At 71.8% G+C, this 20,945-nt stretch carries 13 protein-coding genes; 4 read left to right on the top strand and 9 right to left on the bottom strand.

Annotated features, from left to right (window positions below):
* Positions 1 to 281: 281 nt before the first annotated feature.
* The 4 genes from ACX1D3_RS04545 to ACX1D3_RS04530 all read left to right on the top strand — a co-directional run bounded on the left by ACX1D3_RS04545 (position 282) and on the right by ACX1D3_RS04530 (position 6,845).
* Positions 282 to 3,881, top strand: a complete 3,600-nt coding sequence (locus tag ACX1D3_RS04545; RefSeq protein ID WP_458995799.1) for a WD40 repeat domain-containing protein — start codon at positions 282 to 284, stop codon at positions 3,879 to 3,881.
* A gap of 40 nt (positions 3,882 to 3,921) precedes the next feature.
* Positions 3,922 to 4,692, top strand: a complete 771-nt coding sequence (gene yaaA, locus ACX1D3_RS04540) for a peroxide stress protein YaaA (protein WP_458995798.1) — start codon at positions 3,922 to 3,924, stop codon at positions 4,690 to 4,692.
* A gap of 480 nt (positions 4,693 to 5,172) precedes the next feature.
* Entirely contained in the window at positions 5,173 to 6,726 is a 1,554-nt protein-coding gene (locus tag ACX1D3_RS04535; protein WP_458995797.1) for a sodium-dependent transporter, read from the top strand.
* Entirely contained in the window at positions 6,723 to 6,845 is a 123-nt protein-coding gene (locus ACX1D3_RS04530; RefSeq protein WP_458995796.1) for a methionine/alanine import family NSS transporter small subunit, read from the top strand. Before ACX1D3_RS04535 ends, ACX1D3_RS04530 begins: the two co-directional genes overlap by 4 nt.
* Positions 6,846 to 6,918: 73 nt before the next feature.
* Here ACX1D3_RS04530 and ACX1D3_RS04525 read toward each other — a convergent pair whose 3' ends face one another.
* The 9 genes from ACX1D3_RS04525 to ACX1D3_RS04485 form a co-directional block, all read right to left on the bottom strand.
* Positions 6,919 to 7,671 carry a hypothetical protein gene (locus tag ACX1D3_RS04525; RefSeq protein WP_458995795.1) on the bottom strand — a complete coding sequence of 251 codons (753 nt, stop codon included), beginning with the start codon at positions 7,669 to 7,671 and terminating at the stop codon, positions 6,919 to 6,921.
* A 70-nt stretch (positions 7,672 to 7,741) separates the two neighbouring features.
* A complete protein-coding gene (locus ACX1D3_RS04520) occupies positions 7,742 to 8,860 on the bottom strand; it encodes a serine hydrolase domain-containing protein (protein ID WP_458995794.1) in 1,119 nt (372 codons plus the stop codon).
* Positions 8,857 to 11,652, bottom strand: a complete 2,796-nt coding sequence (locus ACX1D3_RS04515; protein ID WP_458995793.1) for an alpha-L-rhamnosidase — start codon at positions 11,650 to 11,652, stop codon at positions 8,857 to 8,859. Before ACX1D3_RS04515 ends, ACX1D3_RS04520 begins: the two co-directional genes overlap by 4 nt.
* The gene (locus ACX1D3_RS04510) at positions 11,649 to 13,136 is read right to left on the bottom strand and encodes a glycoside hydrolase family 43 protein (protein ID WP_458995792.1); all 1,488 of its coding nucleotides are present in this window, start codon (positions 13,134 to 13,136) and stop codon (positions 11,649 to 11,651) included. The genes ACX1D3_RS04515 and ACX1D3_RS04510 overlap by 4 nt, the downstream gene beginning before the upstream one ends.
* On the bottom strand, positions 13,133 to 15,544 hold the full coding sequence (locus ACX1D3_RS04505) for a glycoside hydrolase family 3 protein (RefSeq protein WP_458995791.1): 2,412 nt from the start codon (positions 15,542 to 15,544) through the stop codon (positions 13,133 to 13,135). The genes ACX1D3_RS04510 and ACX1D3_RS04505 overlap by 4 nt, the downstream gene beginning before the upstream one ends.
* Positions 15,545 to 15,626: 82 nt before the next feature.
* Positions 15,627 to 16,502 (bottom strand): ATP-binding cassette domain-containing protein, encoded by an 876-nt coding sequence (locus tag ACX1D3_RS04500; RefSeq protein ID WP_458995790.1) that lies wholly within the window; start codon positions 16,500 to 16,502, stop codon positions 15,627 to 15,629.
* The gene (locus tag ACX1D3_RS04495; RefSeq protein ID WP_458995789.1) at positions 16,499 to 18,301 is read right to left on the bottom strand and encodes a dipeptide/oligopeptide/nickel ABC transporter permease/ATP-binding protein; all 1,803 of its coding nucleotides are present in this window, start codon (positions 18,299 to 18,301) and stop codon (positions 16,499 to 16,501) included. Before ACX1D3_RS04495 ends, ACX1D3_RS04500 begins: the two co-directional genes overlap by 4 nt.
* Positions 18,298 to 19,239, bottom strand: a complete 942-nt coding sequence (locus tag ACX1D3_RS04490; protein ID WP_458995788.1) for an ABC transporter permease — start codon at positions 19,237 to 19,239, stop codon at positions 18,298 to 18,300. The genes ACX1D3_RS04495 and ACX1D3_RS04490 overlap by 4 nt, the downstream gene beginning before the upstream one ends.
* Positions 19,240 to 19,255: 16 nt before the next feature.
* A complete protein-coding gene (locus tag ACX1D3_RS04485; RefSeq protein ID WP_458995787.1) occupies positions 19,256 to 20,818 on the bottom strand; it encodes an ABC transporter substrate-binding protein in 1,563 nt (520 codons plus the stop codon).
* Between the last annotated feature and the right edge of the window lie 127 nt (positions 20,819 to 20,945).

Genomic DNA, 20,945 nt, shown 5'->3' with positions numbered 1-20,945 from the left:
GAGCCGAGGCCGTGGGCCTCTCGTCGCGCCGCGTCTCAGCCGACTCCATCCCCCCTGGTGTCGGCATCCCCGTTACGAACCTGTGGCCGTCTCTCCCCCCGGAGCGGGTGTCGCAGTGCACTCCCGACACTAGGCGCCCGTATCCCCGAGCGACGAGCCGACGGGTGTACGAGTACGCACCGGCTCACGGCCCCACAGTGGAGCTGCTAGTCAGCGGAGGGTGCCGTTACTCCGCGGGAGCCGCCGGATCCGGCGGAAGCGGCGGCAGGTACTGTGCCGCCATGCTCCCCCCGCAGAGTCGAGAGACCCTCGTCGAGACCCTGGTCGCGGCCCGGCACGCCGCCAACCTCTCGATCCGGCGCGCCGCGACGCTGGCGAAGGTGCCGCCCTCCACCGCGCAGGGCTGGTTCGAGGGACGGCTGCCGACGCCGGCGCTCACCCCCCACTTCCTTGACCTGCTGCAGGCCCTGGGCCTCATCGGATCCGACGACGAGCGCGCGGCATGGCAGCGCGCGGTCTCCAGCGCCCGGTCCGCGCCGGTGGTCGGCGAGTCCCCGTACGTGGGCCTGCGCAGCTACACCGCGCAGGAGGCCGCGGTCTACGTGGGCAGGGAGCGCGCCTACGAGGCGCTCGTCGAGGCCTGCCTCCGGCCGGACGCCCCGCGGCCCATCGTGGTGGTGGGCGACTCCGGGGCGGGCAAGTCCTCGCTGCTGGCTGCCGGGCTCGTCGGGCACGCCTGCGCCCCCGGGGGCCCCATGGACGGCGCCTCCCCGGTCTCCGCCAGGGTCGCGGAGCTGCCCACGCTCACCGTGCCCGACGGATGCCGGCTGCTGGTGGTGGACCAGTTCGAGGAGGCCGAGGCCCTGCCCCCTGAGGAGCGGACCGCGGTGTTCGAGGCGTTGGCGCGCCTGACCGCGCAGGTGACCTGCGTCGTGGCGATCACCGCCACCGCGTTCGGGTTCGCCATGCGCGACGAGCGCCTCGCCGCGTCCCTGGCCTCGCCGGTGCTGGTCGGGCCCCTGACGCCCGACGAGTACGCCCACATCATCGAGGAGCCGGCCCGGAGGCACGGCCGCACGGTGGCGCCCGACCTGGTCCGCCTGATCCTGCGGGATCTCACGCTCTACGGCGAGCCCTCTCCCGGCACCGCGCTCCCGCTGCTGTCCAGCGCCATGAGGCGCTGCTGGGTCGCGGCCCAGGGCGCCACCCTGACCGCGGCCCACTACCTGGCCACCGGGGGCCTGTGGTCCGCGCTCGACGAGGAGGCGGAGGCCGTGTACTCGGCCCTGGACGAGCGGCAGCAGAGCCTCGCGCGGCGGCTCATGCTTGCTCTGATCCAGGTCGACGGTGACCGCATCCTGCGCCGCAGCATCCCCCTGGACGACCTCGACGACGACATGTCGCCCGTCCTCGACGCGTTCCTCGGCGCGCGCCTGTTCGCGCTCACCGGGGGCGCCGTCGCCGTGTCGCACGACGCGCTGCTGTCGCGGTGGGAGAGGCTGCGCACCTGGATCGAGGAGGAGCGGGCGTCCCTGCTGATCGCCCGTCGCATCCAGATGGCGGCCCAGGTGTGGGACGAGGGGGGCAGGCAGGACGACGCGCTCATGCCCGTCGAGGCGGAGCTGTGGAGCAGTTGGGCCCGGCAGAAGAGCGCGCCGCTGCTCTCTGCCCGGGAGAACAACTTCATCTCGTCGAGCCTGGACCTGGCCGACACGCAGCAGAGCGCCCAGGCCGACACCATCATGCGCCTGCGGAGACGCCAGCAGTTGGCCGTCGCGGCGGCAGTGATCGCCATCACCATGCTCGTGGTGGCGGTGCTGGCCGGCCTGCAGTCCTCCTATCTCAGGGAGGCCGCGCAGGCGTCGGAGCGCTCCGCCCAGGCCCGGCAGCTGGCGCTCATCGCCGACGAGGTCCGCGCCGACGAACCGAACCCGGCCGGCCAGCTCAGCGTCGCCTCCCTCTCGCTCGACGAGAGCGTCGAGAGCCGCTCCGCGGTGCTGAAGTCGGCGGGCACCCCGCTGCCCACCCGCGCCACCGGGCCCAGCGGGACCACGCTGATCGACCACATCGAGGACGCCGACCTCACGCTGCGTGCCGACAGCTCGGGCGAGGTGACGCTGTGGCGGGGCGGCGAGATCGACGGAGAGGCCGAGACCCTCGTCAGCGGCGGGAACCAGCTGTTCGCGCTCAAGGGCACCGTGGTCGACGGGCGGGTCCTGGCGCTGATCGGCGGTCAGCAGACCGCCGCCGTGTGGGACCTCACCGGGGAGCCCCGGGAGATCCTCGAGCTGGGCGAGGACACGGTGGCCTACAGCGCCGCGTGGGTGGGGTCCACCGTGCTGGTGGGCACCCTCGAGGGCACGATCCGCCGGGCCGACCTCGCCTCCGCGGACGCCCCCGAGCGCCTGCCGGACATCGCGCTGGCCGACGAGGTGGCGGTGACCGGCCTGGACGCCACCGAGGACCTGATCTTCGCAGGCGGCGGGGCGAGCCTGGTGGAGGTGTTCCGCCCGGACGGCTCGCGGGTGGCCGACATCCCGGTGGAAGGCACCGTGTTCGCGGTGGACGTCTCCCCCGACGGCGGCGAGGTGCTCGTGGGGACCGCGCAGGGGTTCGGCTACCGCTACAGCACCGCACCGTCGGGCCCGGCGCTGCTCACCTCGCTCGAGTTCGAAGGGTCGGCCAACGCGGTGGCGCACCTCGGTGACCGGCTCCTGGTGGGCGGCTCCTTCGGCGAGCTGCGGGAGTACACGCCCGGGTGGGAGCTGGTCCGCGCCTACCCCGAGCCGACGGTGGTGACCAGCCTCGACGCCCGCGGAGGCGACATCCTCGCCGGCGCCACCAGCGGCACCGTCACCGCCTGGCGCCCCGACGAGGACCCGGAGGTCCTCGACCTCACCGACGGGCGGTTCTACGGGGTCTACAGCGGATCGGACGCCGTCCTCCTCGGTTCCACTGCGGGCGGGCTGGTCGTGCGGCGCGACGGGGCCGGCTGGGTCGAGATGCCGGTCCAGGCGCCGCCGGCCGGTGACGCCTACACCGGCTACGCGATCCTCAGCGAGGACGCCACCGTGCTGGTCAACCAGACCGCGGCCGGGAGCCTGGTCACCCTCGAGCGCACCGGCGACCGTTTCGACGCCGTCGACAGCATGCCGGGCCAGGAGGCCCTCGCCGACGTCGAGGTCTCGGCCTCCGGCAGGTACCTGGCGCTGGGCTACCGCGGCGAGCCCGGATACCACCTGTTCAGCCGCGACGGCGACGGCTGGGCCCCGCTGGCCGTCCTGGAGGACACCTGGGCGGGGGGCTCCGGCTTCAGCCCCGACGAGGGCCTCTTCGTCGCGATGCATGTCGACGGCAGGTCGGCGCTGCTGTGGCGCCTGGGCGATGAGGGGCCGGAGAAGGCCGCGACACTCACCCTCGCCGACGAGGCCATCCCGCTCGACTACGCCTTCTCCGCCCGGGGCACGCTGGCCGTCGGTGATACGGCCGGACGGATCACGGTCTTCGACGTGACCGCCCCGGACGAGCCCGCGGTGCTGCACGAGCTGGTGGAGGCGCGCTCCGAGCTGACCCAGGTGGGGTTCGGCCGGGGCGGGGAGCTGCTCTACGCCGCCACCCGCGAGGGGCGCCTCTGGGTGTGGCGGCTCGGCGACGGCGCGGCGGAGCTGGAGCTGTCCCTGCGGCCCGGGGCCACCACCGTGACCGGCGCCGCCTGGATGGACGGGCACTTCGTCATGGCGTTGAACGGAGGCCGCTCCGTCGCCTGGCCCGACGATCCGGCCGCCGCCCGGGATCGCCTCTGTGAGGACTTCGGATCCCGGATCTCCGAGGAGGAATGGGGGTCACTGGTGCCGGGGGTGCCGTTGACTGACGGCTGCTGAGCCGCCCAGCCCCCGAGGGGGCGCGACTAGACTCGCCGGCATGCTCACCGTCCTGTCGCCCGCCAAGTCGTTGGACTTCGACTCGCCGCTGCCCACCAGGAAGCGGTCCGAGCCCAGGCTGCTCGACGACTCCGCCCGGTTGATCGAGATCATGCGAGACAAGGCGCCCGCGGACATCGCGTCGCTCATGCACATCTCCGACGACCTCGCCCACCTCAACGCCACCCGCTACCGGGAGTTCACCCCGGAGCACACTCCGCGCAACTCGCGCCCGGCCGTCCTGGCCTTCAACGGCGACGTCTACCAGGGCCTGTCCGCGCGGACGCTGGCGGAGCGGGACTTCACCGAGGCGCAGAAGACCGTGCGCATCCTGTCCGGCCTGTACGGGGTGCTGCGCCCGCTGGACCTCATCCAGCCGCACCGACTGGAGATGGGCACCAGGCTCGAGACCTCCCGCGGCCGCTCCCTGTACGACTGGTGGGGCGAGAAGGTCACGGACCTGCTCCGCAGCGACCTCGACGAGTCCCCCGGCGCCGACGTGCTGGTCAATCTGGCCTCGCAGGAATACTTCGGCGCCGTCCGGCCGGAGCGCCTCGGGGTCCGCGTGATCAGCCCCCGCTTCGAGGACCGGGACCAGCACGGGGAGCCCCGAGTGGTGAGCTTCTACGCCAAGCGCGCCCGCGGCACCATGGCGGCCTGGCTGATCCGGGGCCGCGTCCGCACGCCGGGCAAGCTGCGCGACTTCGACGGCGACGGCTACGCCTACGACGAGGCCCGCTCGACGAAGGACCAGCCGGTCTTCGTGCGCTAGCGGGCGGTTCGACGACCCAAGTCGCTGGTCAGCTCAGGGTGGCTTCGACACGGGCGCGCGTCGCTTCGCTCCTCGCGGCCCGGCTCACCCCAAGTCGACACGGGCGCGCGTCGCTTCGCTCCTCGCGGCCCGGCTCAACCAGCGGAAGGGCGGCCCGGCTCACCCAGCGGAGAGGCGGCCCGGCTCAACCAGCGGAAGGGCGGCGCGGCTCAACCAGCGGAGAGGCGGCCCGGCCAACCAGCTGTCGGAAGGGCGGCCCGGCTCACCCAGCGGAGAGGCGGCCCGGCTCAACCAGCGGAAGGGCGGCGCGGCTCAACCAGCGGGGAGGCGGCCCGGCTCAACCTGCGGAAGGGCAGCGCGGCTCTCCCAGCGGAACGCATCCCGCGACACGTGGCGCCAAATGTCCACCCGCCGCGCCGTGGGGGTGCAGGTGGAATACGCTACGCGGGTCAGTTCCCCCACTCCCTGAAGGGAGGGCACATGTCCGAACCCACGCTCGCCAAACGCGAGGTGTTCAACTCCCGCAACGTGTTCATCCTCGCCGCGATCGGCTCCGCCGTCGGCCTGGGCAACATCTGGCGCTTCCCCTACGTCGCCTACACCAACGGCGGCGGCGCCTTCGTGATCCCCTACCTGGTCGCGCTGCTGACCGCGGGCATCCCGCTGCTGTTCTTCGACTACGCGCTGGGCCACCGGTACCGCGCCGCTCCCCCACTCGCCCTGCGCCGGGCCGGCAAGAAGTGGACCGAGGCGTTCGGCTGGTGGCAGGTGCTCGTGTGCTTCGTCATCGCCGTGTACTACGCCGCCATCCTGGCGTGGGCGGCCATGTACTTCTTCTTCAGCTTCACCGAGGCCTGGGGCGACGACCCGGCGGGCTTCCTCATGGGCGAGTTCCTGCAGGTGGCCGACACCCCGACGGTGGGCTTCGACTTCGTCCCGCAGGTGGCCATCCCGATGGCCGTGGTGTGGATCCTGACCATCGGCGTCATCGCTCTCGGCGTCAAGAAGGGGATCGCGGCTGCCAACACGATCATGATCCCGCTGCTGGCCGTGATGTTCCTCGTGCTGGTGATCCAGGCCGTCACCCTGCCGGGCGCCATGGACGGCCTCAACGCCTTCTTCACGCCCAACTGGGCCGCGCTCGGAGACCCCGGGGTGTGGGCCGCGGCCTACGGCCAGATCTTCTTCTCGCTCTCGGTGGGCTTCGGCATCATGATCACCTACTCGTCCTACCTGCGACGCCGCACGAACCTGTCCGGCTCCGGCCTGGTGGTCGCGTTCGCCAACTCGGGCTTCGAGCTGCTCGCCGGCATCGGCGTGTTCGCGGCGCTCGGCTTCCTCATGCAGGCCACCGGCCAGCCCATGGAGGAGGTGGCCGCCGGCGGCATCGGGCTCGCGTTCATCGCGTTCCCGAGCATCGTCTCGTCGACGTCCTTCGGCCCGCTGCTGGGCGCGCTGTTCTTCGCGTCCCTGGTCTTCGCCGGGTTCACCTCGATGATCTCCATCGTCGAGGTCGTGGTCGCGGCCATCCAGGACAAGCTGGGCCTGGGCCGGATCAAGGCGACGCTGGCCGTCGGCATCCCGATGGCGCTGGTTTCGATGCTCCTGCTGCCCACGACGACGGGGCTCTACTTCCTCGACATCACCGACGAGTTCGTCAACAAGTTCGGCATCCTGCTGGGCGCGTTCTCGATGGTGGTCGTGGTGGCCTGGGTGCTGCGCAAGCTGCCCCTGCTGCAGCGCCACGTGGACCGCGTCTCCAGCCTCCAGTTCGGCCGGCTGTGGCTGGCCCTGGTGGGCATCTTCGTGCCCGGCATCCTGGGCTACATCCTCATCAACGAGGTCATCACCAAGGTCACCGAACCGTACGGCGGGTACCCCGTCGGCATGCTCGGCGTCTTCGGCTGGGGCATGTCCGCCCTGCTCGTGATCGTGGCTGCCGCGCTGGCCTACACGCCGTGGAAGAAGAACACCATCACCCACGTCGACGAGGACGCGCTCGACGCCAAGTACGAGGAGATCATGGCGAAATGACCACCACCGCAATCATCATGATGATCGTCGCCATGGTGACGCTGTGGGGCGGCCTTGCCGCCTCCATCGTGCACCTCGTGCGCAGCCCGGAGAAGGTCGTCGACGAGGGCGACGACTGACTCTTCGACAACGACAGGAGGGGCGGGGCGACCGATCGGTCGCCCCGCCCCTTCTAGTGTGTGAAAACCCGGCTCAGAAGCCGTTGGCCGCCAGGAGCCCGAACATGACCACCAGCCAGATGATGGTCAGGACGACCGACGCGATCTGGATGATGCCCAGGATCTTGCCGATCAGGTAGCCGATCTTCAGCGATCCCTCCCACTGGTACGGGGCGCCGGCGTCGATCTGCTTCTTGATCTGCCCGCCCATGTACCAGGCGACGAACGGCACGATCGGCACGAAGAAGCCGAGGATGCCCAGCACCAGGATGGTGGTGGCCTGCGGGTGCTCGGCCTGCCCGTACCCGTAGGCGGGCTGCTGCCCGTACGGGGCCATGCCGTAGGGCTGCTGCTGTCCGTACGCTGACTGGCCGTAGTCGGCACCGTAGGGGGCCTGGCCGTAGTCGGTGCCGTAGGGGCTCTGCGGGGCCTGGCCGTAGTCGGTGCCGTAGGGGCTCTGCGGGGCCTGGCCGTAGTCGGTGCCGTAGGCGGGCGCGGACGGCGGCGCGTAGCCGGCGGCGGGGGGCTGCTGCCCGTAGCTGGGCGGAGTGGGCTGCGCGTACCCCGCGGCAGGCGGCTGATCCCCGTAGGCGGGCTGCGCGTAGGGCTGGGGCGCGGCCGGCGGGTACGTGGGCATGGGCTCGGTCTGGCTGCCCACCGCCGGCTCGGACTCGCTGAACGACGTCGTGGTCTCGTCCTGTCCGAACGGGACGTAGGGCTCCGGGGTGGCCTGGTAGTCGGGCGACTGCTGGGGCTCGGGCTGGCGGAATCCGGGCTGATCGGACATGGTGCTCCTCTAAAGACGGTGCTTCACGCCAAATTGTCCCCGCAGCCAGGGGTCAGGCGCCAGTCCGGCCTCAGGTGAACAGCCGGTTGAGGGCGGCAGCCACCCGAACGGCCCTCGGGTCCGCCCCGCCGGGCCATGGGCCGCGGGGCAGCGTGTAGGCGAACGACACACCCGTGTCGGGGTCGACGCAGGCGACCGCCCCCATGGCGCCGTCGTGGCCGAAGGAGCGGGGCCCGCCCCACCGGAGCTGCGCGGACGGCTTCTGGAACACGATGCCGTGCGCGCGGTCCTGCTGGCCCAGCACCTCGTCGAAGCCGCGGACCTGCTGCTCGCCGACCTGGGCCACCGTGTCCTCGGAGAGGAAGGGCGCGCCGCCGTCGACGCCGGTGACGGCCGCCGCGAGCAGCCGCGCGAGCCCGCGGGCGGTGCCGACGCCGGACGCCGCGGGGTGGCCGAAGAGCCAGCTGGCCTCGTCGTTGCCCAGGTCCAGGCCCGGCGCCGCGGGCGCGAACACCAGCCGGCCCACGGCTGTGGGCTCCTCCCGTGTTGCCCCCTCAGGGACGATCATCGGGAGGAGGGCCACCCGGCGGTGATCCTGCCCGGGAGGGAGGCCCAGATGGAAGTCGATGCCGTGCGGGCGCCTGATCTGGGTCTCGTAGAAGTCGTGCAGCGTCTGGCCCGTCACCCTGAAGATCAGCTCCGAGGCCAGGTTCCCGATGGTGAGGGCGTGGTAGCCGAAGGCCGTGCCCGGGCGCCAGTGCGGACGGGTGTCGGCGAGCCGTGCGGCGCCGGCATGGTGGTCGAGCAACTCCGCGGCCCGCAGCGGCGGCTCGGCCTGGGGCAGGCCCGCCTGGTGCGAGAGGAGCTGCCGGACGGTGACCGCCGCCTTCCCCTTGGCCGCGAACTCGGGCCAGTACGCGGCCACCCGCTCGTCCAGGTCGAGGAGGCCCTGCTCCACCGCCAGCCCCACCGACACGCCGATGACGTTCTTGGTCACCGAGAAGGGCACCGTCATGGAGTCCTCGGCCATGTGCGGGCCGGCCCAGACGTCGAGGACCTTCTCACCGCGGTGGTAGGCCGCGGCCTGGAAGGAGAAGTCCTCGTCCGCGGCCAGGGCGCCGGCCAACTCGTCGAGGATGCCGGCGAGCCGGTCGTCGACGTGCCCGTGCACCGCCTCTGCGCCCGTCACTCCTGGCCCCCCAGCGACGCCAGCGCCTCGTCGACGGCGGCCAGCAGCTCCGGCGGGACGAACAGGAAGGCGCCCGCGAACGGGCGGCGCCGCCCCCAGGTCACCCGGTTGGTGAACCCGTCGGCGAGCTGGGGCGCCTGCTCCCTCAGCACCGCCAGCACCGCGTCGAGGGCCTCCTCGTCGTCGATGATGTCGGACGACGGTGAGGCAAGGCTCAGCGGGCGACGCGACGGCGGCGCCGGGCGGTCCTGGAAGGTCCAGGCGTGCATCCCTGAGCCCACCGTCAGGGGCTCACGGCCGGGCAGCAGCACCTCCGCGCTCGTGTTCGGCGGCACGGTGGCCGTCACCAGGATCTGCCCGCCCTCGCGCCGCCACGCCACCTCGGCGTGACCGTAGGGCGTCTCCAGCCAGGAGCGCGCGTCGTCGATCCGGCGCAGCGGCTGCGGGGCGATGCGCAACGTGGCGTATCCCGGCTCGGCGAGGTCCAGCCCCGCGACGACGCGGTGGAGCCAGTCGGCCACCGCCCCCAGCGCGTAGTGGTTGAAGGACGTCATCTCCCCGGGGTTGATGGTGCCGTCCGGGAGCATGGAGTCCCAGCGTTCCCAGATCGTCGTCGCCCCCATGGTGACGGGATACAGCCACGAGGGGCATCCGGTCTGGAACAGCAGGCGTTCGGCCACGTCGAGGTGCCCGGCGTCGCTGAGGGCGTCGGTCACCAGCGGCGTGCCGACGAAGCCGGTCTGGATGTGGTAGCCGCCCTCGCGCACCAGGTCCGCGAGCCGCGCGGCGAGCCGCTCCCGCTGCCGGACGTCGCGGACGAGATCGAAGCGCAGCGCCAGGGCGTAGGCCGTGACCGCGTCGGAGACCATCAGCCCCGCGGGGGTGACGAAGGCCTCCTCGAACGCGGCGCGGGACCTCTCCGCCTCCGCGGAGTAGCGCTCGTGATCGGCGTCGTGGCCGAGGAGCGCTGCCGTGTCGGCGAGGATCCGGGTGGAGAGCGCGAGGTAGGCGCTGGCCACGATGTCAGAGGAGGTCTTCGCCGCGGCCGGGTTGTCCGGCGGCGCGCTCGGGTCCAGCCAGTCACCCAGCTGCATCCGCCCACGCCAGAGGCCGGAGCCCTCGGTGTCGGCCAGGACGGTCTCCACCCATGCCCGCATGGAGCCGTAGGAGTCCTCCAGGATGCCGAGGTCGCCGTAGCGCTGGTACAGCGTCCACGGGACGACGGTGGCGGCGTCGCCCCAGGCCGCCGTCGGCTTGCTGAACAGGCCGACGCGGCCGAGGACGTTGGGGACGACCAACGGCACGTTGGTGCCGTCCGCCGCCTGGTCGGCGGCGAGGTCGCGCAGCCAGTTGCGCAGGAATCCGCGCACGTCGTACAGGCGGGAGGCGGTGGGGGCGAACACCTGGATGTCGCCGGTCCACCCCAGCCGCTCGTCGCGCTGCGGGCAGTCGGTGGGGACGGCCAGGAAGTTGCCGCGCATGCCCCACGTGACGTTGTCGTGCAGCCGCTGCAGCAGCGGGTGGGACGTCTCGAAGCCGCCGGTGCGTGCCATGTCGTTGTGCAGCACGACGGCAACGACGTCTGCCGGGTCGAAGTCTCCGGGCCAGTCGTCGATCTGCGCGTAGCGGAAGCCGTGATAGGTGAACTCGGGCTCCCAGACCTCGACCCCGTGCCCGCTCAGCGTGTAGTGGTCGGTGGCCGCCGCGACCCTCAAGGGCCGCGTGCCCAGCTCGCCGTGCTCCAGCACCTCGGCGTGGCGCAGCCGCACGGTGTGACCGGCGGGACCGGCGACGGCGATCCGCAGCCGGCCCACGAGGTTCTGACCGAAGTCGAGGATGGACGCCCCGCTGGGCGAGGTCAGCACCTCACGCACGGGCACCTCCTCGATCCGGCGCACGGGCGGCATCACCTGCGGCACGGGCCGCGGGAACCCGGCCTCGACGACGGCGGCGCGCTCCCACGCCGAGTCGTCGAAGCCCACCCGGTCCCAGCCGTCGGCGATCCGCCGCGCGTCGAACCGCTCGCCCGCGTAGAGGCCGCTGTCGACGACGGGGCCGTCGCCGCGCGCCCGCCAGGAGGCGTCGGTGAGGACGACGGAGGTGGAGCCGTCGGCGTGCTCGAGGTCCAGCCGCAGCGCGAACGCCGGCTGCTCGCCGAAAACGGGGCGCCCCTGGCCGTGGAAGCCGTAGCGCTCGGTGTACCAGCAGCCCGCCAGCCGGACCCCGATGGCGTTGGCGCCGTCGGCGATCAGCCCGGTGACGTCGACGGTTTCGTGGACGAGCCGGTGATGGTAGGCGGGCCACCCCGGCGCGAGGACGGCGTCGTCGCTGGGCGCGCCGTTGAGCGACACCGTCGCGACGCCCAGAGCGGTCCAGCGCAGCGTGGCCCGCAGGACCCCGTGCGCCTCGAACTCGGTCCGCAGCTCCACGGGTTGGGCGGGCCGCTGCGGGGAGGGCAGCCCGATGAGCCGCCCCCACTGCGCGTCGGCGGGGAGGGAGGCGTTGCGCACCTCCAGTTCGTCGCTCCAGTCGGTGACGGTGCCAGAGGTGGCGGTGACCCGCACCCGGAGAGTCGCGGCCCGGCCGGGGGCAAGCGGAGCGAACGGCCACGGCACGAGATTGCTGTCGCGGCCGTCGAGCACCACGACGTCTGCCCCGGACCGGATCTCGGCGGATGCCTGGATCCAGCCGGGCTCGTCGGTGTCGACGATCCAGCTGAGCCGGGGGCTGCCGGTGTCCACCAGCGGGGAGTCGTGGCGCAGCTCGGCCGCCAGCCGGGCGCGCGCGGTCAAGAGTTGTCGCCCTGGTAGTCGATCCGGTCGACGGCCACCGAACCCTCCGTCGCGTACACGCCGAACACGCGCCCGGTGAAGGAGGCGGCCACCTCGTTCGACAGGTAGCGGGCGTCGACCTCCTCGAGCACGCGGACGCTGCCGTCCGCATCGACGAAGCCGAGCGAGACGATGTCGGAGGAGGGATGCCCGAGGCCCTGGGACACGGGCACGGCCGACGAGACGACGAGCGTCACCGGGCCGTCGCCCACCTGCACCGAGGACTCGCGGATGAACCCCGGCACCACGGCCCGCGCGGTGACCGTGCCGCCGGCGAGCTCGACCTCGTAGTGGAAGTGCTCGTCGTAGCGGACCGCGAGCCCGCCGACGCCCGCGGAGGCGTCGACGACGGCGCGCATCTCGCACGTCTGGTGCTCCTGGCGGTGGCCGACGAACACGGGGCGGAACGCGCCCATGCCCTCGCCCTCGCCGGTCAGCGTGAGCCATCCCGGCCGGGAGCCGAGGTCGGCCAGCTGGTCGGGGCGGCGGCGCACGCCGAACCACTCCGGGCCCAGCGGGCCGTCGAAGTCCTCGGACCAGCCGAACGGCGCGCGGGGGTTGAGCTCGACGGGGTCGATCTCCAGCCACTCGTCGCGCGTCCAGCGCGCAGGCGAGATGAACGTCTCCCGGCCGAGGGCCGAGAAGGAGCGCACCATGCCGCGGGGGCGGGTGCCGAGCATGACCACGTACCACTGGCCGTCGGGGCCCTCGACGAGGTCGCCGTGGCCCGTGCACTGGACGGGGCGCGCGGTGCCGCGGGCGGTGACCAGCGGGTTGTCGGGGCAGGACGTGAAGGGGCCCCGCGGGGAGCGCGAGCGGGCGATGGAGATGGAGTGCCCGCGCTCCGTGCCGCCCTCCGCGACCATCAGGTACCAGTGCTCGCCGATGTGGTAGAGGTGCGGGGCCTCGGGGAACATGCCGCCGTCGCCGGACCACAGGGACCGCTTCGGCTCCAGCACCTCGCCGGTGGCGACGTCGACGACGATCTGCTCGATCCCGCGGTGCGCCCCGATGTCGGGGCCGGAGAGGACCAGGCCGGAGTACGTGATGTAGGCGGTGCCGTCCTCGTCCCAGGCGAGGTCAGGGTCGATGCCCTCGAGGTCCACCACGACGCCGTCGCTCCACTCCCCCGCCGGGTCGGTGGCGGTGAAGATGCAGGTGCCGCGGCCGGCGGTGTCGGTGACGATGAGGTGGAACAGGCCGTCGTGGAACCGGATGGTGGGCGCCCAGACGCCCAGGTTGGTGGGGGCGTCGACCACGCCCAGCTGCTCGTCGCGCACGGCCACGTTGGCCACGTGGGTCCAGGTGACCAGATCACGGGAGTGGTAGATGGGCAGGCCGGGCAGGTACTCGAACGTTGAGGTGGCGAGGTAGTAGTCCTCGCCGACCCGCACGATGCTCGGGTCGGGGTTGAAGCCCGGGATGAGGGGGTTGGGCAGGTTCACGAGAGTTCAGCCTCCACGGTCAGGGGGGTGTCGGTGACGGAGGAGCCCACGTGCAGGGCGAAGGTGCCCGGCTCCAGGGTCCAGCCGTCGGCGAAGTGCTCGAAGCGGCGGCGGGGCACGGAGATCTCGACCGTGGTCGACTCCCCCGCGCCGAGCCGGACGGGGGCGAACCCGGCCAGCCAGCGGACCGGGCGGTCCACGGCGGTGTCCTCGCGGGAGGCGTAGACCTGCACCACGTGCTTGCCCGCGCGGGCTCCGGTGTTGGTCACCCGCACCCGCACCGTGACGCCGTCGGCTCCTGCCTCGGCGGTGGCGTCGGCGAGCTCCCAGGACGTGTAGCCCAGGCCGTGCCCGAACTCGAAGGCGGGCGCGGCGCCGGCCTTCAGCCAGGCGCGGTGGCCGATGTGGATGCCCTCGTCGTAGCGGACGGTGCCGTCCTCGGGGGTGCAGTTGAGGACGGGCACGTCCTTGAGCGTGGCGGGCCAGGTGGCGGGGAGGCGGCCGCCGGGCTCGGCCAGGCCGAGGAGGACGTCGGCGATGGCGTTGCCGAACTCCTGACCGCCGAAGTAGCCGAGCAGCACGGCGGCCACGTCGTCCTGCCACGGCATGAGCACCGGCGAGCCGGAGTTGACGATCACAACGGTGCGCGGGTTGGCGGCCGCGACGGCGCGGACGAGGTCGTCCTGGCGGCCGGGGAGGTCGAGGTTCTCGCGGTCGTAGCCCTCGGACTCCACCTTGGAGTTGGTGCCCACCACCACGACTGCCACGTCCGCCGCTGCGGCGGCCGCGGCGGCCTCGCGGATCAGGTCGTCGGGGTCGTGGTTGGCGGGGGCGGTGCCGAAGGTGAGGCCGATGGCGCCGGCCACGGCGAACTGCGTGGAGCCGAGGTCGAACTCGACGCGCAGGTCCACGGGCTGCCCGGCGGTGAACCGCACCGGGCGGGTCTCCGAGGGCGGCGCGAGCAGGGCGGCCCCCAGGTCGGTGCCGGTGACGATGGGCTGGTCCTCGAACAGGAGCTCGCCGTCGACGAAGACGCGCCCGCGCATCGAGGTGGCGAAGCCGAGCTCCCGTTCCTCGGTGACGTCCGGCGTGAAGCGGGTGTCGAGGGCCAGCACGCTGGCGCGCTGGATGACGTCCACGCCGCCGCCGAACCAGGTCAGCGACGTGGCGAACCGGTCCTCGGACATGAGCGCGTTGCCGTCGGCGTCGAGGAACGTGGCCACGAGGCCGGGGCCGCCGGTGCGGGGGTTGGTCAGGCTCGCCGGCGCCAGGGGCGCGACACCCTCCTGCACCACGGCGCCCAGGCTGTAGGTCACCTGCGCGCCCGGGAGCGCGGCGCGGAGGCCGCTCAGCGGGTTGACCACGCTCTCCGGCACGACGGTGGCGCTGCCGCCGCCCTGCGTGCGGGCCTCGTCGGCGTTGTGGCCGATGAGCGCCACGGTGCCGAGCGCCCCCGCGTCGAGCGGCAGGATGCCGTCGTTGGCCAGCAGCACCATGCCCTCGGCGGCGGCGCGGCGCACGAAGGCGATGCCGTCGACGGCGGCCGGGGCGAGCGGCTGGGCGTCGCCCAGAGCGCCGACGCGCTCGGCCAGCAGCAGGAGCCGCGCGACGTGGCGGTCGATGTTCTCCTCGGACACCTCGCCGGCCTCCACGGCCTTGAGGAGCGCGTCGCCCCACACGCCGGGGGCGGGCATCTCGAGGTCCTGCTCGGCGTTGGCCGCGGCGGTGCTGCGGACGGCGGTCCAGTCGCTGACCACCACGCCGTCCCAGCCCCACTCGGTGCGCAGCGGGTCGCGCAGCAGCTCGTTCTCGGTCATGGTGGCGCCGTTGACGGAGTTGTAGGCGCTCATGATCGACCAGGTGCCCGCCTCGACGGCGCGCTCGAACGGGGCGAGGTACAGCTCGCGCAGCGTCCGCTCGTCGGCGACGACGTCGACGGTGAAGCGGTCGGTCTCGAAGTCGTTGGCCACGTAGTGCTTCGGGGTGGCGGCCACGCCGTTGTCCTGCAGCCCGGCGACGTAGGAGGCGGCCAGCTCGCCGGTGAGCACCGGATCCTCGCTGAAGCACTCGAAGTGCCGGCCGCCCAGGGGCGAGCGGTGCAGGTTGATGGTGGGGCCGAGCACCCAGTCCACGCCCTTGCGGCGGGCCTCGGCGGCCGCGGCGGCCCCGTACTCGCCGGCCAGGGCGGTGTCCCAGGCAGACGCCAGCGCGGTGGCCGAGGGCATGTTGAGCGACGGCGAGCGCTCGTCCCACACCGGCCCGCGGACGCCCGACGGGCCGTCGGACAGGGTCATCTTCCTCAGCCCGATCTCGGGGATCTCGATGGTGGTCCAGAAGTCCTCACCGGTGAGGAGCCGGACCTTGGTGGGCAGGTCGAGGCGCGCCACGAGGGCGTCGATGTGGGTCATGGTTCTCTTCCGTCGTCGGAGTGGGTCCGTGGGTGCTGGGGGTCGGGGGGCCGCGGCGGGCGGCCCCCCGACAGGGTGACGCTCAGAGCGCGTCGAGCTCCAGGCCGGCGCCGGCCTGCTGCTTCATCTCGGCCTGCTCGGCGAGCATCCGCAGGCGCTGCGCGCGGCGCGCCTCCTGGCGGTCCGGGTCCGGCACCGGGGCGGCCATGAACAGCCGCTGGGTGTAGGGGTGCTCGGGGTGCTTGGTGACCGCGTCGACCAGGCCGGACTCGACGATCTCGCCGCGGTACAGCACGGCCACGCGGTGGCTGACGTGCCGCACCACCGCGAGGTCGTGCGTGACGAAGAGCAGCGCCACGCCGGTGGCCTCCTGGATCTCGACGAAGAGGTCCAGGACGCGGGCCTGCGTGGACAGGTCGAGGGCGGAGACGGCCTCGTCGGCCACGATCAGCTTCGGGTCCAGCGCCAGGGCCCGGGCGATGGCGATGCGCTGCCGCTGGCCGCCGGAGAACTCCTTGGGGAGCCGGCTGCCGGCGTCGGTGGGCATGTGGACCTTGTCCAGCAGGTCCTTGACCCGGGCGCGGGCAGCCTTGCCCTCCACACCGTTGGCGGTGAGTGGCTCGGCGAGGATCTGCTCGATCGTCATCGACGGGTTGAGCGAGGAGTACGGGTCCTGGAACACCACCTGGATGTCCTTGGCCAGCTTCCTGCGCTCCCGACGGTGCAGGTGCGAGATGTCCTGGCCGTCGAAGGTGATCGACCCGCCGCTCACCGGGGCGAGCCCGAGGACGGCACGGCCGAGCGTGGTCTTGCCCGAACCCGACTCACCCACGAGCCCCACCGTCTCGCCCGGCATGATGTCGAGGGAGACGGACTTCAGGGCGTGGAACGGCTTCCGGCCGCCGCCACCGGGGTAGATGACGTCGAGGTCCTTGACCTCCAGCAGTGGCCGGCTCATGAGACGCCTCCTTGGACGAGCGGCGGGCGGACGGGGCCGTCCTCGTCGAGCATGGCGTCGAGGAGGGAGCGGGTGTAGTCGTGCTTGGGGGCCTTGAAGATGGAACGGACGGGCCCGGTCTCCACGATCAGACCCTCCTTCATCACCGAGACGCGGTCACAGAGGTCGGCCACCACGCCGAAGTTGTGCGTGACCAGGAGAACGGCCATGTGGAACTCGCTCTGCAGGTCCCGGATGAGGTCCAGCACCTCGGCCTGGATGGTGACGTCGAGCGCCGTGGTGGGCTCGTCGGCGATGAGCAGGTCCGGGTCCGAGGACACCGCGCCCGCGATGAGGACGCGCTGCGCCATGCCGCCGGAGACCTGGTGCGGGTACGCGTTGAACGTGCGCTCCGGCTCGGGGATGCCCACCCGCTCCAGCAGTGCGAGCGCCCGCGCCTTGGCGGCCTGCTTGTCCAGGCCCTGGGTCTTGCGGAGCGGCTCGACCAGCTGGCTGCCGATGGTGAACATCGGGTCCAGGTTGCTCATCGGCTCCTGCGGGATGTAGGCGATCTTCTTGCCACGGACCGCGGCATGCCCGCGGGTGGTGCCCGAGACCAGGTCCGTGCCCTCGAAGACGATGGATCCGCCGAGGACCCGGCCGCCGGTGGGCAGGAGCCCCAGGACCGCGAAGGAGGTCTGGGTCTTGCCGGAGCCGGACTCGCCGATCAGGCCGTGCACCTCGCCGCGCTTGATGGTGAGGTCCACGCCGTGGACCACCTCGATGACGCTGCCGTTGGGCTGGTCGTAGCCCACCCGCAGGTCCTTGACCTCCAGCAGCACCTCCCCAGTGCGCTCGGCGGTGCGGGCGTCGTCGTCGTGGCGCAGCGTGGCCGGGTTGGCCGGCCTGTCCGCGAGCGCCGACGGCTTGCGCTTCTTCCGGCCCGCCGTCGCGGTGCGCTCCAGGGCGTCGCGCATGGCGTTGGCCAGGAGGGTCAGCGAGATGGTGGTGAGGCCGATGGCCAGGGAGGGCCAGAGCATGTTGATGGGCTGGCGGTACATGACCTCGAACCCGTCCTTGAGCATCGAGCCCCAGGTGGGGGTCTGCGGGTCGCCGATGCCGAGGAACTCGAGGCCGGACTGGATGGCGATGGCGATGGCCATGATCATCGAGGCCTGGATGATGATCGGCGCACGGACGACGCCGAGGATGTGCCGGCTCATGATGCGCGCGTCGGACAGGCCGGCCACCCGGGCCGCGTCGACGTAGAGCTCCTCACGCACCGCGCTCACCGAGGCGTACACCAGGCGGTAGAACGACGGGCTCATGAGGAGGCCGAAGATGACCATGGACCAGTACACCGACGGCCCGACGACGGCGCGGGCGGCCAGCAGGACGATGATGCCCGGCAGCGCCATGGTCAGCGAGGTGACCCAGGTGAACGTGGTGTCCAGCCAGCCCTTGTAGTAGCCGGCCAGGAGGCCCGCGGTGACGCCGATGAGCAGGGCCACGATCAACGCGACGAGCGCCGCGGAGATGGAGATCTGGGTGGCGGACAGGAGCCGGGAGAAGATGTCGCGGCCGGCGCCGTCGAAGCCCAGCAGCGAGCCGTCGCCGGCGGGGGCCAGGATCTTGTAGGCGTCTGCCTTGTTGCCGTCGAGGGGGGCCAGCAGGGGCCCGAAGACGGCGGCGAGGCCGACGAGGGTGAGGAAGCCGATGGCCACGACGGCCACGGGGTTGCGGAACACTCGCCGCAGGACGCCGGACTTCTTCGCGGCCGGCGCGGCCACGGGGATCTGGAGTGGTGCTTCTTGGCTCATCCGAGTCTCACCTTCGGGTTCAGCAGGCCTTGTGCGATGTCGATGACCAGGTTGACGATGATGACGATGATGGCCGTGGCCACCACCAGCCCCATGACCATGGGGATGTCGCCCTGGGTCGTGGCGCCGACGGAGAGCTGGCCGAGGCCCGGCATCTGGAACACCTGCTCCACGATGACCGCACCGCCGAGCATGCCGATGAACTGGACGTTGAGGACCGCCAGGGCGGGGCTCAGCGAGTTGCGCAGCACGTGCTTGAAGACCACGCTGCGGGTGTCGAGGCCTCTGGAGCGGAGCGTACGGACGTAGTCCTTCTGCAGCGCGTCGACGACGGAGCCTCGGATCTGCTGGGCCACCGAGGACGAGCCGCCGATGGCCAGCGCCGTGATGGGCAGCGCCACCGACCGGGCCCACGGCCCGAAGCCTTCCCGCAGGGGACTGAATCCTGTGGCGTTGAACCAGCCGAGTTCGATGGCGAACACGAACACGAGGCCCACCGCGATGAGGAAGCCGGGAACGGCCATGCCGAGCACGGTGAGGAACTGGATGCCGCGATCCACCCATCCGCCGGACAGCGCGGCCAGGACGCCGAGGATCACCGCGACCACAGCCGTGATGAGGGTGGCGCCGATGACCAGCGAGAGGGTGACCATCAGGCGGCTGGTGACGCCGTCGATCACGAGCTGCCCGGAGAACCAGGAGCGTCCGAAGTCACCCGTGACGGCGTTGCCGAGCCAGGTGACGTACTGCTCCCAGAGGGGGCGGTCGAGGCCCAGCTCGGCCGCCTTTGCCGCCACCTGTTCCTGGGTGGCGGTCTGCCCGACGAGGCGGCGCGCGATGTCGCCGCCGCCGAGATACAGCAGGAGGAAGGCCAGGGTGGTGATGGCGAACACCAGCACCACCCCGGCGATCAGCCTGCGTCCGATGAAACGCAGCATCTGTCCCAGTTTCCGATCAGGCGGGCTTGGTGTCGTAGAGGTTGGGGATGGTGTTGGTGGGGAGCATCTTCACCGTGGTCTCCGGATCGGTGGCCACCACTCCCGTCACGCGGTAGAACGGCGCGAACCAGGCCTCCTCGACGATGTGGGCGTTGAGCTCCTTGATGAGCGCCTCGCGGCGGGCGTCGTCGGCGGTGCGGTACTCGTCCAGGATCGCGGTGACCTTGGGGTCGGCGTACTTGAACGGGTTGAACACGGCGGTCTCGGCGATCATGAACTGGGTGAGCTGCCAGTCCGGGTTCTGCTCGAGCGCCATGAAACAGGCGGAGAACTTCGGCGCCAGGAGGTCGGCGATGAAGTTCTGGCCGGGCTGCACGTCGTTGACGGTGATGTTGAGCTCGGACAGCTGCTGGGCGATGAGCGCGTAGACGGTGCTGCCCAGGATGGGCGAGCTGGGCATGTCCATGGAGAAGCCCGCCTCGTAGCCGGCGTCCTTCATGAGCTGCTTGGCCTTCTCGACGTCGAAGGGGTAACGCTCGTCGAGGGCCTCGTCGTAGGCGGCCGACGTGGGCGGGAACACCTGCGCGGTGACGGTGCCGTAGCCCAGGGCGACGGCCTGCAGCATCGCGGGGCGGTCGAAGACGTGGTTGATGGCCTGGCGGACGCGGACGTCTGCCAGTTCAGGGGTCTGCTTGCCGCCGCGGTCGAGCAGGAGGAGGCCCTGGAAGTCGAGCTCGTTCTTGTTGAGCGTCCATCCGGCGCCCTCGGCCTCCGGGAAGGTCTCGGCGGAGGAGAGCTTGCCGTAGTTGATCTCGCCGGCGCGCAGCGCGTTGAGCATGGCGGTGGTGTCCTGGAAGACGCGCATGACGATGGTGTCGTAGTGCTGCACGTCGGGGTTCCAGTAGCCGTCGCGCTTGACGAAGGTGTAGCTGGTGTTGGTGACCGTGTTGGCGACGTCGAGGGTGTAGGGGCCGGAGCCGACGGGGTTGGTCGGCAGGTCGGCGTTGCCCACAGCGGCGGGGCTGGCCACGAGGCCGGCGGTGCGGGTGAGGTAGTTGAGGAACGCGGGATCGGGCGCGGTGAAGGTCACGACGACGGTGGACTCGCCGTCGGCCGTGATGGTGTCGACGTTGGCCATGTAGCCGGCGTCGGGGCCGGTGCCGGTCTTGAAGCGGTTCATGCTCACGGCGACCGCCTCGGCGTTGAGCTTCTCGCCGTCGGAGAAGGTCACATCGTCGCGCAGGGTCAGGGTGAGGGTGGTCTGGGCCTCGTCGTACTCGAACGCCGTGGCGAGCCAGGGATCGATGGTGTTCTCCGGGGTGGCGACCAGCAGGGTGTCGTACACGGCCTGGTAGTAGGGGAGGCGGTTGCCCCACTCCGCGACGGAGGGGTCGAACGACATCGGCGCGGTGATGAGGCCCATCACGAGCTCGCCCCCGCCGGTGCCGCCACCGCTGGGGGTGGCCCCGCCGGACTGGGTGGAGCCGTTACCGGCGTCGTCCGAGCAGGCTGTGGTGATTCCCAATGCGGCAACCGCGAACGAGGCGGCGCCGAGCCTGAGGAAGTCCCTACGGATCATCTTTGGTCCCTTCAACACTATGGCCGCCGCACCCTTGCTGCGACCTCGTGAGCGAACTCTAGCAAGAAAACCGAGCGAGTGGTAGGTTTTGATATGAAGTCGTTACAATTGTTTGAGATCGCGACCA

The organism is Tessaracoccus yangjingae (genome assembly GCF_054483935.1).
This window is presented reverse-complemented; position numbering and strand designations above follow the sequence as displayed.